This is a genomic window from Acidovorax sp. AC410, from assembly GCF_979253235.1.
The window spans coordinates 2,093,813-2,109,046 of record NZ_CEEDCG010000001.1; the positions used below are offsets into that span (position 1 = coordinate 2,093,813).

Annotated in this window: 12 protein-coding genes; 4 read left to right on the forward strand and 8 right to left on the reverse strand. The window is 68.1% G+C overall.

The features are described from left to right. The 5 genes from AC0IZS_RS09730 to AC0IZS_RS09750 form a co-directional block, all read right to left on the reverse strand. Positions 1-1,398: an MFS transporter gene (locus AC0IZS_RS09730; RefSeq protein WP_471635455.1), complete on the reverse strand. Its 1,398-nt coding sequence runs from the start codon at positions 1,396-1,398 to the stop codon at positions 1-3. Beyond that, positions 1,395-3,014, reverse strand: coding sequence for a class I adenylate-forming enzyme family protein (locus AC0IZS_RS09735; protein ID WP_471635456.1), 1,620 nt, complete (start codon positions 3,012-3,014; stop codon positions 1,395-1,397). The genes AC0IZS_RS09730 and AC0IZS_RS09735 overlap by 4 nt, the downstream gene beginning before the upstream one ends. A 306-nt stretch (positions 3,015-3,320) precedes the next feature. Beyond that, positions 3,321-4,643, reverse strand: coding sequence for a Glu/Leu/Phe/Val family dehydrogenase (locus tag AC0IZS_RS09740; RefSeq protein ID WP_145694297.1), 1,323 nt, complete (start codon positions 4,641-4,643; stop codon positions 3,321-3,323). A 168-nt stretch (positions 4,644-4,811) separates the two neighbouring features. Next, on the reverse strand, positions 4,812-5,672 hold the full coding sequence (locus tag AC0IZS_RS09745; RefSeq protein WP_471635457.1) for a PPK2 family polyphosphate kinase: 861 nt from the start codon (positions 5,670-5,672) through the stop codon (positions 4,812-4,814). Between the two features lie 31 nt (positions 5,673-5,703). Further along, a complete protein-coding gene (locus tag AC0IZS_RS09750; RefSeq protein WP_471635458.1) occupies positions 5,704-6,702 on the reverse strand; it encodes a GlxA family transcriptional regulator in 999 nt (332 codons plus the stop codon). Between the two features lie 91 nt (positions 6,703-6,793). On the opposite strand from AC0IZS_RS09750, the gene AC0IZS_RS09755 reads away from it, so the two are divergent. Further along, on the forward strand, positions 6,794-7,579 hold the full coding sequence (locus AC0IZS_RS09755; RefSeq protein WP_471635459.1) for an MBL fold metallo-hydrolase: 786 nt from the start codon (positions 6,794-6,796) through the stop codon (positions 7,577-7,579). On the opposite strand, the gene AC0IZS_RS09760 is transcribed toward AC0IZS_RS09755, so the two are convergent. After that, positions 7,565-8,545 (reverse strand): LysR family transcriptional regulator, encoded by a 981-nt coding sequence (locus tag AC0IZS_RS09760; RefSeq protein WP_471635460.1) that lies wholly within the window; start codon positions 8,543-8,545, stop codon positions 7,565-7,567. The two genes, AC0IZS_RS09755 and AC0IZS_RS09760, sit on opposite strands and share 15 nt — an antisense overlap. Positions 8,546-8,619: 74 nt before the next feature. Between AC0IZS_RS09760 and AC0IZS_RS09765 the strand changes: the two genes are divergently transcribed. Together AC0IZS_RS09765 and AC0IZS_RS09770 are read left to right on the forward strand one after the other, a co-directional pair. Beyond that, on the forward strand, positions 8,620-9,108 hold the full coding sequence (locus tag AC0IZS_RS09765) for a PACE efflux transporter (protein WP_471635461.1): 489 nt from the start codon (positions 8,620-8,622) through the stop codon (positions 9,106-9,108). Between the two features lie 84 nt (positions 9,109-9,192). Then, positions 9,193-9,345 carry a hypothetical protein gene (locus AC0IZS_RS09770; RefSeq protein WP_179682581.1) on the forward strand — a complete coding sequence of 51 codons (153 nt, stop codon included), beginning with the start codon at positions 9,193-9,195 and terminating at the stop codon, positions 9,343-9,345. Positions 9,346-9,387: 42 nt separating this feature from the next. Here AC0IZS_RS09770 and AC0IZS_RS09775 read toward each other — a convergent pair whose 3' ends face one another. Together AC0IZS_RS09775 and AC0IZS_RS09780 are read right to left on the reverse strand one after the other, a co-directional pair. Continuing rightward, positions 9,388-10,314 carry a response regulator transcription factor gene (locus AC0IZS_RS09775; protein ID WP_057200284.1) on the reverse strand — a complete coding sequence of 309 codons (927 nt, stop codon included), beginning with the start codon at positions 10,312-10,314 and terminating at the stop codon, positions 9,388-9,390. Then, complete coding sequence (locus AC0IZS_RS09780) at positions 10,298-13,735, reverse strand: hybrid sensor histidine kinase/response regulator (RefSeq protein WP_471635462.1); 3,438 nt, start codon at positions 13,733-13,735, stop codon at positions 10,298-10,300. The genes AC0IZS_RS09775 and AC0IZS_RS09780 overlap by 17 nt, the downstream gene beginning before the upstream one ends. Positions 13,736-13,928: 193 nt before the next feature. Between AC0IZS_RS09780 and urtA the strand changes: the two genes are divergently transcribed. Continuing rightward, entirely contained in the window at positions 13,929-15,197 is a 1,269-nt protein-coding gene (gene urtA / locus AC0IZS_RS09785; RefSeq protein WP_471635463.1) for an urea ABC transporter substrate-binding protein, read from the forward strand. Positions 15,198-15,234: the final 37 nt, after the last annotated feature.

A 15,234-nucleotide genomic window follows, 5' to 3' on the forward strand; every position in this document is an offset into this window, starting at 1 on the left:
TCAGTTGGCGTACTGGCTGTCGCGCACGTCGCCCACGCTGCGGCGGATCTCGCCGTGGCGTGCGCGCGTGATCGGGTAGACCAGCAGCAGCGGGATCGCGAGTGCCAGGCACAGCGCGGGCAGCGGGCCGGTCACCAGCCGGATGCCGCTCAGCGCCTGGGCCGACTGGGCCATGTTGGGTACGTAGTGCGTCAGGTCCAGCACGGCGGCAACGATCACCGTGGCCAGCGTGCGCGCGATCTTGTCCACCAGTCCGAACAGGCCGTAGTACATGCCGGTGGTGCGTTCCTCCGCCAGCATGTGGCCGTGGTCGATGGTGTCGGGCACCATGGCGAAGGGCACGATCCAGTGCGCACCCATGCCGATGCCGATCAGCGCCAGCACGGCGGGCACGGCCGCTTGCTGGCCCGGCCCGATCCAGTACAGCAGCACCAGACCGCTGGCACTGAACACCAGGCCCAGCATGTAGGCCCGGTTCTTCTCCCAGCGGTCCACCACCCGTTTCCAGACGAACAGAGAGACCCCCACCACCCCGAGCAGGATGGCCATGAGGCGCGGCAGGTCGCCCTGCGTGCCCTGGAGTTGGTAGATGACGAAATAGGCCAGCGCTCCCTGCACCAGCGTCAGGCCCAGGCGCACCAGGCCGGCGGCGCTCACCAGCAGCAGGAAGGGCCGGTTGCGCAGCGTGCCCAGCAAGGTGCGGCGCACCGAATCCCAGGCGGGTGCCGGATCGGCCGTGGCCTCTTCGGCCACGGGTTCCCGCACGCGCCAGGCCACCACGGCCACCGCTATGCCGGCGGCCAGGCCGAAGCAGGCGCCCGCCAGCGCATAGCCCGTGCGCGCATCGGGCGCGGCACGCACCAGCACGGGCATGAGCACGCTGCCCGCGAAGAAGCCCAGCAGCGCGCCCAGCGAGGCAAAAGCCGTGAGGCTGGTGCGCTCGTCGTAGTCGCGCGTGAGGTTGGCGGCCATGGCCTGGTAGGGCAGCTGCACCAGTGTCATCAGCGTGTCGAACAGCGTGTAGGTGATGGCGATCCACAGGAAGGCCGCGACGGGCGACAGGCCCGGGGGCACCATCCACACCGCGGCCGACACCACGGCCAGCGGAATGGCGCCGTAGATGAGGTACACCCGGTGGCGGCCCCAGCGCGAGCGTGTGCGGTCCGTCACCCAGCCGAACAGCGGGTCGTTGATGGTGTCCCACACCTTGCCCACCAGCAGGGCGGCACCGGCCACGGCCGGTGGTACCAGGGCCACGTCGGTGTAGAAGATCATGAGCAGAAAGCCCATGGCGGCGATCAGCATCTGCAGGCCCACGTTGCCGACGGCATAGCTGAGCTTGGTGCCCAGCGTGAGCGTGGTGGTGGTGGTGGCCTGCGCGGCGGTGGGCCCGCTCACAGCGCGTGCGCCAGTTCGGCCACTGGCTCCTCGGCGTTCAGCATGGCGCGCACTTCGCGGCGCAGCATCTTGTTGAGGAAGCTGCGCGGGATCTCGGGCACGATGCGCACGCGGTCCGGCTGCAGTGCCGCAGCCAGGTTTTCGGCCAGGTACTCGGTGATGTCGTGCTCCAGCGCGCGCCAGTTGTACTCGGTGCGCCAGCTTTGGCGCAGGCTCACCACCAGCACGGCCTGCTCGCCGTGCTGCACCAGGCAGCATTCCTTGACGGCAGGGTGCTGGTGCGTGACCTCTTCCACCTCGCGCGGGTTGAGCAGCTGGCCGCCCTTGCTTACGCGGTCGGCGCTGCGGCCCAGCACGTGCAGGTAGCCTGCCTGGTCGAAGTAGCCCATGTCTCCCATCACCACCCAGCCGTCGCGCAGGGTCTCGGCGGTCTTCTCGGGGTCGTGCCAGTAGCGGTCGAATTGCACCGGGGTCTGTACCGTGATGAGGCCCGTGGAGCCCTGGGGCAGCGGATTGAAGCCATCATCGCGTATCACCACCTCCACGCCGGGCATCACGCGGCCTACGGACGAGAGAATGTCCAGGCTCACGGGCGCACCGCTGGCATCCACATGCTCGTGCGGCAGCAGCCAGGTGATGGGCGGCAGCGCCTCCAGGCAGCCGTAGCCCTGCTGGAAGATCGGCCCGAAGTGGCGGATCGCCTCAGCGATCTTGGGCGCGGGCATCATCTCTGAACCATAGGGCACATGGGTCAGGGAGGCCAGGCGGTAGCGCGGCAGCTCCGGGTCATCGAGCAGGTCGATGATGGCCGAGGGCGAGAGGAAGGCGCGCGAGACCTTGTGGCGCTCGATCAGCCCGGCCAGCGTGGCCGAGCGGAAGTTCTCGGGCATCACCAGCACCGCACCCGAGAGCAGCGTGGGCAGCACCAAGCCCGAGCCCGGCCCGGTGAGCGGCAGGCCCAGCATGTTGATGTCCTGGCCGCTGGCCGGGGGCGTGAAGTTGATCGACTGGGCGATGAAGCGCACGCTGTCCAGGTACTTGCGGTGGGTGTAGCCGATGGCCTTGGGCAGCCCGGTGGTGCCCGAGGTCATGTGCAGCGCGAACACCTCGTCCTCGTGTAGCCTGGCCGTGCCGCGTGTGGGCGTGGCCTGGGCCAGCGCGTCCTCGTAGGGCTTGCCCAGCGCCAGAATGTGCAGACCGGGCATGCGCTCGCGCACGGTGGCCAGGATGGGTTCGCTCAGCGCCGGATCGTGGATGAACACCGTGGGCTTCACGCGCAGGAGGGTGTCGAGTGCGGCCTGCGCCGACAGGTGCTTGTGGAAGCTCGCGAAGATGGTGCCGTTCTCGAACGTGGCCAGGCGCGTTTCGTACTGTTCGCCGGTCTCGGGCAGCCAGGTGAAGACGATGTCGCCTTGCTTGACACCCTGCGCCTGCATCCAGCCGTGCAGGCGCAGCACGCGCTCGTGCAACTGCTGGTAGGTGAGGGTGCCGCGCCGGTCGATGAGGGCGCGCTTGCTGCCGTGCAGACGGTAGGCCAGGCGGGCCACCGAGCGGGCAGTGCGCAGGCGGCTCAGCATGAAGCGCGCCACGGCGCTGCGCAGTGAGGGAAGGGCCACCGTTGTCTCCTGGGGATTGCCGAATGGAAGGCAGTCTCCCACGCACCCTTTGGGGCAATCATTTCCATTTGTTGGCGTGCGTATCCGCCTGTTTCAGCTGGCGCCAAGCGGTCGCTTCGTGTTGACAACAGGCACCAACGCGGATGCGCCGCGTCGCCCGCGCGCAACAACCCTTGCTGGAGGGCCGGCGCCGATGGGGGGCGGTCCGGCCATGAAAAAACCGCCAGGGCCGGGTGCGGCGCTGGCGGTTGGTTTTGAAACGAGGCAACCGGGTAGGACCGCCTCAGTTCGGGAAAAAACCGAAGCTCAAGGATACAGGCCGCGCATTTCGCGGGCGTGCAGGATGCGCTGGCAGGCCACGATGAAGGTGGCGGTGCGCAGGCTCACCTTGTGCTCCTGGGCCACCTGCCATACGCCGGCAAAGGCGTCCTGCATGATGCGCACCAACCGGGCGTTGATCTCGTCCTCGCTCCAGAAGAAGCTGGAGAAATCCTGCACCCATTCGAAGTAGCTCACCGTCACGCCGCCGGCGTTGGCGATCACGTCGGGCAGCACCAGCACGCCCTTGTCGTGCAGGATGTCGTCGGCTTCTGGGGTGGTGGGGCCGTTGGCGCCTTCGATCACCAGCTTGGCCTTGATCTGCCCGGCGTTGTGCTCGGTGATCTGGCCTTCGAGGGCTGCGGGGATCAGGATCTCGCAGTCCACGCCCCAGAACTCTTCGGGCTTCATGGCTTCGGCACCGGCAAAGTCGCCCACGCCGCCACGGATCTTCACATGGGCCAGCAGCGCCGGCACATCAAGACCCTTGCCGTTGAAGATGGTGCCGGTGTGGTCCTGCACGGCCACGACCTTGGCACCGGCTTCTGCAAACAGCTTGCCGGCAATGCCGCCCACGTTGCCAAAGCCTTGCACCGCCAGGCGGGCGCCTTCGATCTGCATGCCGGTCAGCTTGGCGGCTTCCACACCCACGGTGAACACACCGCGGCCGGTGGCTTCCACGCGGCCGAGCGAACCGCCCAGGTCCACGGGCTTGCCGGTGACCACGCCGGTGGCGGTAGAACCCGTGTTCATCGAGTACGTGTCCATCATCCAGGCCATGATCTGGCCGTTGGTGTTCACGTCGGGTGCGGGGATGTCCTTGGTGGGGCCGATGATGATGCCGATCTCGCTGGTGTAGCGGCGCGTCAGGCGTTCAAGTTCTCCGAGGGAGAGCTTCTTGGGATCCACACGGATGCCGCCCTTGGCACCACCGTAGGGCACGTTCACGGCCGCGTTCTTGATGGACATCCAGGCCGACAGGGCCATCACTTCCGACAGTGTCACGTCCTGGTGGAAGCGCACGCCGCCCTTGCCCGGGCCGCGCGAGGTGTTGTGCTGCACGCGGTAGCCTTCGAAGTGGGCGATGGTGCCGTTGTCCAGCTCGATCGGCACGTCCACGATCAGCGCGCGCTTGGGGCGCTTGAGCGTCTCGACCCAGCGGGCCAGGTGGCCCAGGTAGGGCGTGACGCGGTCGACCTGCTGCAGGTAGACGCCCCAGGGGCCGAGGTTGTCTGCTTGGAGGTACGAAGGCAGGGTATGGACGGCGCCCAACTTGGAGCTGGTGGCCGGAGCGCCGGAAGATTGCGACATGTGAATTTCCTTGTGGGATAAGTTCAAGCCACGAAGCTTATGCCTGGCCCAGCAAGCTGTCCAAGGCCATAGTGTTACAGGGTTATGCATCTGATGCATAACCTGCCGAAAGCCCTTTCGGTACCCCCACAGGCCATCCTCCGGGGGGTTGCGCGCAGGGTCAGGAAATCACTCCACCTTGAAGCCTGCCAGTTGCGGATCCCCCGGCGGGTAGCTCAGGTCCAGGTTCTGCAGCACCTGGCGCAGCACGGTGGCGATCATCAGGTTGCGGTGGGTCTTGGAGTCGGCCGGCACGATGGTCCAGGGCGCCCAGGGCGTGTGCGTGGCGTTGAGCAAGGCATCGTAGGCCCGGCGGTAGTCCTTCCACTGCTTGCGCACCTCGATGTCGCCCATGCTGAACTTCCAGTGCTTGGCCGGGTCGTCCAGCCGCTCCTGCAGGCGCAGGCGCTGCTCCTCGGGGCTGATGTGCAGCAGGAACTTGAGCACGATGGTGCCCGTCTCGCTGAGCATGCGCTCGAAATCGTTGATGTGGGCCAGGCGCTGCTGTTGCTGTTCGGGCGTGATCCAGCCGTTGACCACGGGCACCAGCACGTCCTCGTAGTGGCTGCGGTTGAAGACGGTGATGTCGCCGTCTTGCGGTACCTGCTGGTGGATGCGCCAGAGGTAGTCGTGCGCACGCTCGGTCTCGGTGGGGGCCTTCCAGCCCACGGTGTGCACGCCCAGGGCGCTCATGCGGCCGAACACGCCGCGGATGGTGCCGTCCTTGCCCGAGGTGTCGGTGCCCTGCAGCACCACCAGCAGCTTGTAGCGCCTGTCGGCGTAGAACAGGTTTTGCAGTGCGTCGAGCTCCAGCGCCAGCCCCTCCACGGCGGCCTTGTCCTCGGCCTTGCTGCCTTGCGAGAACGGCTTGGCGCCCGGATCCCAGTCGGCCAGGGACGAGGCTTTGCCTTTCTTGCCGCCGGCCTTGGGCTGCCAGGCCGAAAGGCGTTCGCCGAAGGCTTTGCTGTTGCTCTGCAAGGGAGGGGTCATGGTGTGCTTCTCCGGTGGGTTGGGGGTGGAGTCAACGGTTGCCATGGGCCATGCGGTAGGCCAGGGGGGTCTGGCCAGTGGCATGGGCAAAAGCTCTGTGCAGGCCGGCCTCGCTGGCAAAGCCCAGGTCCTGGGCGATGCGCTTGAGCGGATGGCGGGTCTGGCACAGGGCATCTGCGGCCTGCCGCAACTTGATGCGGCGCATCCAGTGTGCCGCAGACAGGCCCGTGTGCGCGCGCACCCGCCGCGCCAGGGTGCGGGTGGACAGGTGCAGGGCTGCGGCCAGGTCGTCCAGGCACAGGCCCTGGGCCGGGCTGCGCTGCACCCAGAGCATGGCGCTGCGCAGGGCGGGCTCCGCCTGGGCCATCAGGTCCAGCCCGGCAAAGACCGGGTGGGTGGTGCGCGGGCGGGGCAGCATCAGCACCTCCTGCAGGTCCTGCACCGCCTGGGGCGGCAGCCGTGCCGCCAGGGCGTGCAGCATCAGCGGCAGGTAGCCGCTGGCACCTGCGGCGGTGGTGGCCGTCGCTTCTTCCACCAGGGGTTCGTCGAAGCGCCACTGCACGCCCGCGAACTCCTGCTCCAGTGCCGCCTGCAACCACCACGTGGCCGTGGCCGCATGGCCATCGAGCCGGCCGCTGGCCGCCAGCAGCACCACGCCGGCGCAGTAGCTCCACAGTTGCGTGCGGCGCGGCAGGGCGCCGAGTGCGCGCACCAGGGGTTGCAGGGGGCGCAACTGGGCCCGTACCTGATCGGGCGCCGACAGCCACAGGCCCGGCACCAGGACGGCATCGGCCTGCGCCTGGGCCAGGGTGCTCGCTGGGGTCAACGCCGGTCCCTGCCAGGTGGGCACCGGCTGCGTGCCCAGGCCCACCCACTGCACGTCGAACAGTGGGCGCCCTGCGCGCAGGTTAGCCGCGCGCGCCATGTCGGCCGTGGCAAACAGGCCCGCAGGCATGCAGCCCTCGTAGAGCAGCAGGGCCAGTCGCCAGGGGCGCGCAGGGAAGGGGGGATCAATGCCAGGGCGTGGCACGAATTGGCAATGAATTGTCCATTCCAGCCATTTTCACCAGGCAGGCGCCTTTGAACAATAGGGCTTCATCCAACGCACCTGCAACCACCCCATGAAGATCACCCAATTGCGCAATGCCACCCTCGTGCTGGAATTCACGGTCCAGGGCGCGCCCGTGGCCCTGCTGGTCGACCCCATGCTCTCGCCCCAGGGCGGCCTGCCCACGCTGCGCTACCTGGGTGGCACGCGCCGCCGCAATCCCATCGTGGAGCTGCCCGAAGGGGCCGACGCCGTGCTGGGCCGTGTGACCCATGCCCTCATCACCCATTGCCAGCGCGGCCACTTCGACCACCTGGACCGGGCGGGCAAGCAGTTCCTGCGCGGGAAGGGCACGCCCGTGGCCTGCATGCCCCGCGATGCGGACTACCTCGCCGCGCGCGGCCTGCTGGTGCAGCCACTGGCGGGCACTGGCCGCCAGCCCTTTCTGGGCAGTGGGTACATCACACCCATCGCCTGCCTGCACGGGCGCGGCTGGGTCGGCCGCCTCATGGAGCATGGCCATGGCTACCTGATCGAGATGCCGGGCGAGCCCAGCGTCTACATCGCCGGGGACACCGTGCTCACCCCCGAGGTGCGCGACTGCCTCACCCGGTTGCGCCCCGACGTGGCCGTGCTTCCGGCCGGCGGCGCGCGCTTCGACCTGGGGGGCGAGATCCTCATGGACGGGCGCGACGTGATCGAGGCCTGCACCCTGGCCCTCGGCATGGTGGTGGCCAACCACCTGGAAGCCCTCGACCATTGCCCTACCACGCGCTCCGGCCTGGCGGGCCTGGCCGCAGAGGCCGGTGTGCAGCAACGGTTGTGGATACCGCAGGACGGAGAGTCACGCGTGTTCTGATGCGGGCGTCGTGGAGCAGGCCTGCTCGGCGGGGTGTTCGGCCCGGTGTGCGTCGTGCGACATCAGGTCCACGAAGCGCCGCGCGCCCAGGCCCAGCGGCCGCTCCTTGGACCAGACCACGTCCACCCACAAGGCCGTGCCATTGCTCAGGTTCTCGAACGGCATCTCCACCAGCGTGCCGGCGTCGATGCGCGGCTGCACCAGTGCGCGCGGCTGCCAGCCCCAGCCCAGGCCGGCTTCGATCAGGCCCAGGGCGGCGAGGTGGTTGTCGGTGCGCCAGTGGTGGCGCGCAAAGACGAAGCGCCGGTCGATTTGCGCCAGGTCGCGGCTGGCCACCACGATCTGCCGCGTGCTCGTGAGGTGCTCCTCGCGCAGTTGGGCCAGCGCGGCCGGCTCGCCGCGCTCCGTGGCGGCTTCGCGCGCGGCCTGCAGCACCGGGTGGTCGGGTGCCATCACGGCCACCAGGGTCTCGCTGCCTACCTCCTGGAAGCCCTCGCGCCCGTCGATGCTGGGCCGCTCGAACACCAGCGCCAGCTGCGCGCGCCCGGTGTGCAGCAGCGACAGCGCATCGACCTGCGGCGCGGCCAGCACCTCCACCTGCAGCAGCGGGTACTCGCGCGCCAGGGCGGCGATCGGCTCCGTCCAGCGCGAGGCCAGCAGCTCGGGCGCAATGGCCACCGTGAGCCGCTCCTCCAACCCCTGCGTGAGCGACAGCGCCTGGGCATTGAGCTGCTGCAACTGCCCGGACAGCAGTCGCGCCTGCGGCTCCAGCGCCCGTGCGGCGGCCGTGGGCCGGGGCTCGCGGCCGCTGCGGTCAAAGAGCGGCATGTCCAGTTCTGCCTCCAGGTGGGCAATCGCCATGCTCACGGCCGAGGGCACGCGCGAGAGGCTGCGTGCCGCCGCCGAGAACGAGCCCTGGTCCAGCACGGACAGGAAGACCTGGATGTTGTCAGACGAAAAAGCCATGGCGGCTCAATCTATCAGAAAAACTGACACAAGCTAACTTTTTATATCAGCCGTTGGCACATAAAGTCCTGCCCATGGAATCGCAGAACACCACCACTTCCCTCGCAGCAACCCAGGCTGCCGCCGGCCTGCAGGGCGTCAAGCGCCGGGTCGTCTATGTCACGCTGTACGAGCTCATCGCCATCGCAGCTGCCACGGCCGGTTTGGCTTTTCTATCGGGCCAGGGCGCAGCGCATGCGGGCGTGATCGCCGCGGTGGCGGCCTTGATCGCCGTGGCGTGGAACCTGCTGTTCAACTGGGCTTTCGAGCGCTGGGAGGCGCGGCAGGAGGTGCGCGGGCGCAGCGCTGCCCGCCGCGTGGTGCATGCTGTGAGCTTCGAGATGGGCCTGGTGGTCACCCTGGTGCCCATCTTTGCCTGGTGGTTCCATATCAGCCTGTGGCAGGCGCTGGTGATGGACATCGGCATGATCGTCTTTTTCCTGTGCTACACCTTCGTCTTCAACTGGGTGTTCGACCACGTGTTCGGCCTGCCCGCCAGCGCGCAAGGGGCTGCACAGGTCTGACATTGCACTGCACGCAATGTGCGCTTTGTTACCCCGGGGATGCACAGGCTGCTTAGACTGAAAACAGTCAATCAAGGAGCCAGCATGGATCAAAACCAGGATAAGAAACCGTCGCCGCCTGCAGGCGGTGGCTTCTGGGTCAACCTCATCCGTGCCGAGATGGTGGTGCAGGTGGTGGGACTGGTCGTCATCGGGGTGGTGGCGGTCACGGCCATCATCGTGTTCGGCATGAAATAGGGCCGGCGTCTTTCTCAGGACCGCCCCGGTCGCACAACCGCATCAGCCCTGCAGCAGCTGCCCCGCGATGGCGGCTGCGGCGGTGCGTGTCTCCACCCCCAGCTTCTCGAAGATGTGCTCCAGGTGCTTGTTCACCGTGCGCGGGCTCATGCCCAGGATGTCGGCGATGTCGCGGTTGGTCTTGCCCTTGGTGAGCCATGAGAGCACCTCGGTCTCGCGCGGGGTCAGTGCCACCTGCTGCAGATGGCGCGGCGCGGCGGCCTCGGCCGGGGCGTGGCTGAGCAGCAGCATCGATTCGGCCAGGCCGCTGGCGCCCATGTGCCGAGCCAGCAGCTGGCGGCCATCGGCCAGCGCCAGTGTCTGTTCGCCATCGCGCTGGGCCTGCACCAGCCAGGCGGCGGCCACTGCGGTGGGGGCCTCGGCATCGGCGAAGGCGTCTTCCAGCCAGCGCGTGGCCTGGGGCGAGCGCCAGGCCACGCGGCCCTGGCCATCGAGCACCACCACCCCCAGGCCGGCCACGTCCACCGCCTCGCGCGCCATGCGCGTGGCCTGGGCGTTGCGCACGTGGGTCGCCAGGCGCGCCAGCACCTCGGGGATGCGCAGCGGTTTGACCACGTAGTCCACGCCGCCGCTGGCAAAGCCCTGCAGGATCTGCGCCGTGTCCGACAGCCCCGTCATGAACACGATGGGCACGTGCGACCAGGGCGGCGTGGCCTTGAGTTGGCGGCACAGCGCAAAGCCATCGATGCCGGGCATCACCGCGTCGAGCAGCACGCCGTCCGGCACCACCATGTCGAAGCGCTGCAACGCCTCTTCGGCGTCGCGCGCGGCCAGCACGGCATAGCCCTCGGCGGCCAGCGCGTCGCAGAGCATGCGCAGGGTGTCCAGGGCGTCGTCCACCACCAGGATGACGCGCTGGCCGGGCACGCCGGGGCTGGCCGGAGCGGTGGGATCAAAGGGACTGTTCATGGTCGGGTTCGCGAAGGTGGCGGGCCAGGGCCTCGAAGTCGAAACGGTCTGCGCAGGCCTGGAGCACGGCCAGTGCCGCAGCGTGGGCCGGCAGCTGGGCACGCGCCTGGCGCAGCAGCTCGCGCACGGCGCCGGCCTGGCCCTGGCGCGCCAGGCGGGTCAGGCCGTCGCGCAGGTCCTGGGGCAGGCTGACAGGGGAGGGCACCGGGCCCGCAGCCTGGGCCGCTGGGGGCGGCAGGGGCTGTGGCGTGTTGTCGTGTACCCATTCGATCTGCAGCGCCGCCTGCAGCGCACGCAGCAGCTCGGACTCGATCACCGGCTTGCCCACGAAGCCCTGCACCTGCATGGCGGCCAGGCGCCCGGGCTCGTGGTCGAACTGGTTGGCCGAGACGAAGACGATGGGCAGTTCGCTGGCGGGCAACAAGGTGCGCAGCAGCGCGGCGGTCTGCCAGCCATCGAGGTCGTCCATGGAGATGTCGAGCAGCACCAGGTCGGGCGGGGACTGGCGCACGATCTCCACGCACTCGCGCCCGCTCGCCGCCTCGCGCACGATGAAGCCCAGCGGCACCAGCAGGCCGGCCAGCAGCTGGCGCTGCAGCGGCTGGTCGTCCACCACCAGCAGCGTGCGGCGCGGGGCGATGTGGCCGATCACCGGGCGCAGCGCGGCCATGTGGGCCGGGCGCCAGGCTGGGTCGGGCGAGATGCCGGGCAGGTACAGGCGCACGGTGAAGGTGCTGCCCTGGCCGGGCGTGCTGGCCACCGTCAGCTCGCCGCCCATGAGCTGCGTGAGCAGGTGCGTGATGGTCAGGCCCAGGCCGGTGCCGGCCTCGCTGGCGCGGCGGCCGGCGCTGCCACGCTCGAACGGCAGGAAGATGCGCTCGCGGTCCTGCGGCTCGATGCCGATGCCCGTGTCGATGACCTCGATGCGCGAGACATGCGGGCGAAAATCCAGGCGCAGCCGCACCTCGCCGCGCTCGGTGAAGCGCACGGCGTTGGACAGCAGGTTGATCAGGATCTGGCGCAGCCGCTTGGCGTCGGCGCGTATCCAGCCGGGCATGGTGCCTTCGGTCTGCACCACGAAGCGCAGGCCCCTGGCCTCGGCCTGCGGGCGCAGCATGCCCTCCACGTTCTGGATCAGCTCGGGCAGGGGCAGGGGCGCCAGGTCCAGGCGCAGGCGGCCGGCCTCGATGCGCGCCAACTCCAGCGAGCCGTCGATCAGCGCATGCATGTGCTGGCCGCTGTGCTGGATGGTGGACAGGCTCTCGCGCAGCCAGCCCTCGGTCTGCGGGTTCTTGAGCAGGATCTGCGTGTAGCCGAGGATGCTGTTGAGCGGCGAGCGCAGCTCGTGCGTCATGCCGGCCACGTAGCGCGTCTTGGCCAGGCTGGCCGATTCGGCCTGGTCCTTGGCGGCCTGCAGCTCGGCGTCGGTGCGCTTGTGCGCCTCGATCTCCTGCAGCAGCAGCTGCGTCTGCCGTTCGGATTCGTCCTGTGCCATGCGCCGGCTGTCGGTGCTCAGCACCACCCACCAGGCGCACACGGCCGCCAGCAGCGCCAGCAGGGCGAACACCTTGAAGAACGGCATGCGCAGAAACTGCGCGGGCGTTTCGATGCTCTCCTGCACGTAGACCACGCCGAGCAGGAAGACCAGCACCGCGCACAGCGAGACCATCACCATCAGGTACTGCCCCATGCGGAAGTTGACCTTGGCCGCCCAGTGGCGCGGCAGCAGCAGCGCAGCCACGGCGCGCAGCTGGTCGGTGGCGCGCGAGCCGGTCTTGCAGCGGTCGTGGCAGCGCGATTCGAGCGAGCAGCACAGCGAGCAGATCGCCGCACCGTAGGCCGGGCAGCGTGCCATGTCTTCCGATTCGAACTGGTTCTCGCACACCGTGCAGCGCACGGCCTCGCCGGGCTGCCAGGTGGTGTCGGGCTGGCGCGCCAGGTAGTAGCGCCCCTTGGTGGCCCAGGCCAGCAGCGGGGCCAGCGCCATCGACAGCACCAGCGCGATGAAGGGCGAGAACGCGGCCGCCATCTCGCCGAGCATGCCGGCATAGGCGCAGCAGGCCACCGTGGCCGCCAGGATCATGGAGCCCAGGCCCACGGGATTGAAGTCGTACAGGTGCGCGCGGCGGAACTCGATGCCCGGCGGTGACAGCCCGAGCGGCTTGTTGATCACCAGGTCGGCCACCAGCGCGCCCACCCAGGCAATAGCCACGTTGCTGTAGACGGCCAGCACCTTCTCAAGCGCACCGAACACCCCGAGCGTCATGAGCAGCGTGGCGATGCCCACGTTGAACACCAGCCACACCACGCGGCCCGGGTGGCTGCGTGTGATGCGCGCGAAAAAGTTGGACCAGGCGAGCGAGCCCGCGTAGGCATTGGTCAGATTGATCTTGATCTGCGAGATGACGACGAACACCACCGTCATCGCCACCGCCAGTCCCGGCAGGCCCAGCCCCTGCGTCACCTGGTGAAAGCCCGCCAGGAACATCTGCGTGGGCTCGGCCGCGCGGCTTGCGCCGAGCTCGAACTGCAAGGCCGCAAAGGCCAGGAAGGCACCGCCCGCCATCTTGAGCATGCCCATCACGATCCAGCCCGGGCCCGCCACCAGCACCGCACCCCACCAGCGCCAGCGGTTGGCGGCCGTGCGCTCGGGCAGAAAGCGCAGGAAATCGACCTGCTCGCCGATCTGCACCACCAGCGAGAAGATCACCGTGCCCGCCACGCCGAACATCAGCAGGTTGAACTGGCTGCTGCCGCTCTTGAGGCCCGACAGCCCGGCGAAGTCACGGTACAGCTGCGGCTGGGTGAGTGCGATCCAGACGAAGGGCAGCAGCAGCAAAAACAGCCACAGCGGCTGCGTCCACGCCTGCAGGCGCGAGATCAGCGTGATGCCGCGCATGGCCATGGGCAGGATGACCAGGGACGAGACCACGTAGCACCACTGCAGTGGCCAGTCCACCACCATCTGCAGCGCCAGCGCCATGATGGCCGCCTCCAGCGCGAAGAAGATGAAGGTGAACACCGCGTAGATCAGCGAGGTGATAGTCGAGCCCAGGTAGCCGAAGCCCGCACCGCGCGTGAGCAGGTCCATGTCCAGGCCGTAGCGCGCCGCGTAGTAGGCGATGGGCAGACCGGTGAGGAAGATCAGCACCCCCACCGCCAGGATGGCCCACATGGCGTTGGAGAACCCGTAGTTGAGCGCGATGGCCCCGCCGATGGCTTCGAGCGCCAGGAAGGACAGCGAGCCGAACGCCGTGTTCGCCACGCGGAACTCGCTCCAGCGCCGAAAGCTCTTGGCGGTGTAGCGCAGCGCGTAGTCCTCCATGGTCTCGTCGGCCACCCAGGCGTTGTACTCGCGCCGGAAGCGAAAGATCGTCTGCTGGGCAGGCTGCGGTGCGCCGGACGGAGGGGTGGAGGGCATGCACGGGGCCCATGCAAGAAACGTTCTAGCAACGCTTGCAAGGAGGGGCGTACGCAGGGGCTACGTTAATTGACGTATGGGCGCGCACCAGGGTTCTCCCTAATCTTGGCACCAGCGCGGCACCACGGCAACCAACCAACCGGCCGGCGCCGCACACCACCCCAACCCGTCTGTAGCAAGGAGCGTTTTCACCATGAAGCACCTCACCGATCCGAATGTCCTGGGCACCAACCCCTCCGCGGACGGCGGCCGCCGCCGCCTGCTGCAGGCCATGGGCGCCGCCTCGATGGCCGGCCTGCCGGCCTGGTCCTTCGGCCAGACCACCGCCGCTGTCAACACCACCAAGCTGGCCGTGACGGACACCGAGGTCACCGTGGGCCAGCTGCATTCGGCCACCGGCACCATGGCGATCTCCGAGACCGGCTCCATCCAGGCCGAGCAACTCGCCATCGACCAGATCAACGCCATGGGCGGTGTGCTCGGCCGCAAGATCAAGGTCATCAAGGAAGACGGCGCCTCCGACTGGCCCACCTTCGCCGAGAAATCCAAGAAGCTGCTCATCAACGACCACTGCGCCGCCGTGTTCGGCTGCTGGACCAGCGCCTCGCGCAAGGCCGTGCTGCCGGTGTTCGAAAAAGAGAACGGCCTCTTGTACTACCCCACCTTCTATGAAGGCCTGGAGCAGTCCAAGAACGTGATCTACACCGGCCAGGAGGCCACGCAGCAGATCCTGTACAGCCTCGAGTGGGCCAAGACCGAGAAGAAAGCCAAGACCTTCTTCCTGATTGGCTCGGACTACATCTGGCCGCGCACCTCGATGAAGATCGCACGCAAGCACGTGGAGAACTTCCAGAAGGGCAAGATCGTCGGCGAGGAGTACTACCCGCTGGGCAGCACCAACTTCGGCTCGCTGATGAACAAGATCAAAGTGCAAAAGCCCGACTGCCTGTTCGTCGCCGTGGTGGGCGGCTCCAACGTGGCCTTCTACAAGGCGCTCAAGGCCGCCGGCATCACGGGCGACAAGCAGCTTTTGGTCACCCTCTCGGTCACCGAGGACGAGATGACCGGCGTGGGCGGCGAGAATTTTGCGGGCTTCTTCTCGTCGATGAAGTACTTCCAGTCGCTGGACAACGATAACAACAAGAAGTTCGTCGCCGCCTTCAAGGGCAAGTACGGCAAGGACGCCGTGATCGGCGACGTGACCCAGGCCGGCTACCTGGGCCCCTGGCTGTGGAAGGCCGCGGTCGAGAAGGCCAAGAGCTTCGACGTGGACAAGGTGGTGGCTGCCTCGCCGGGCATCGAGCTCAAGACCGCACCCGAGGGCTACGTCAAGCTCGACGCCAACCACCACCTGTGGAGCAAGTCGCGCATCGCCATGGGCATGCCGGACGCCAGCTTCAAGGTCGTTGCCGAATCGCCGGAATTGATCAAGCCCGATCCGTTCCCTAAGGGTTACCAGTAAGTCCCCCCGCTGCAGCGTCCGGCCCACCAGGCCGGGC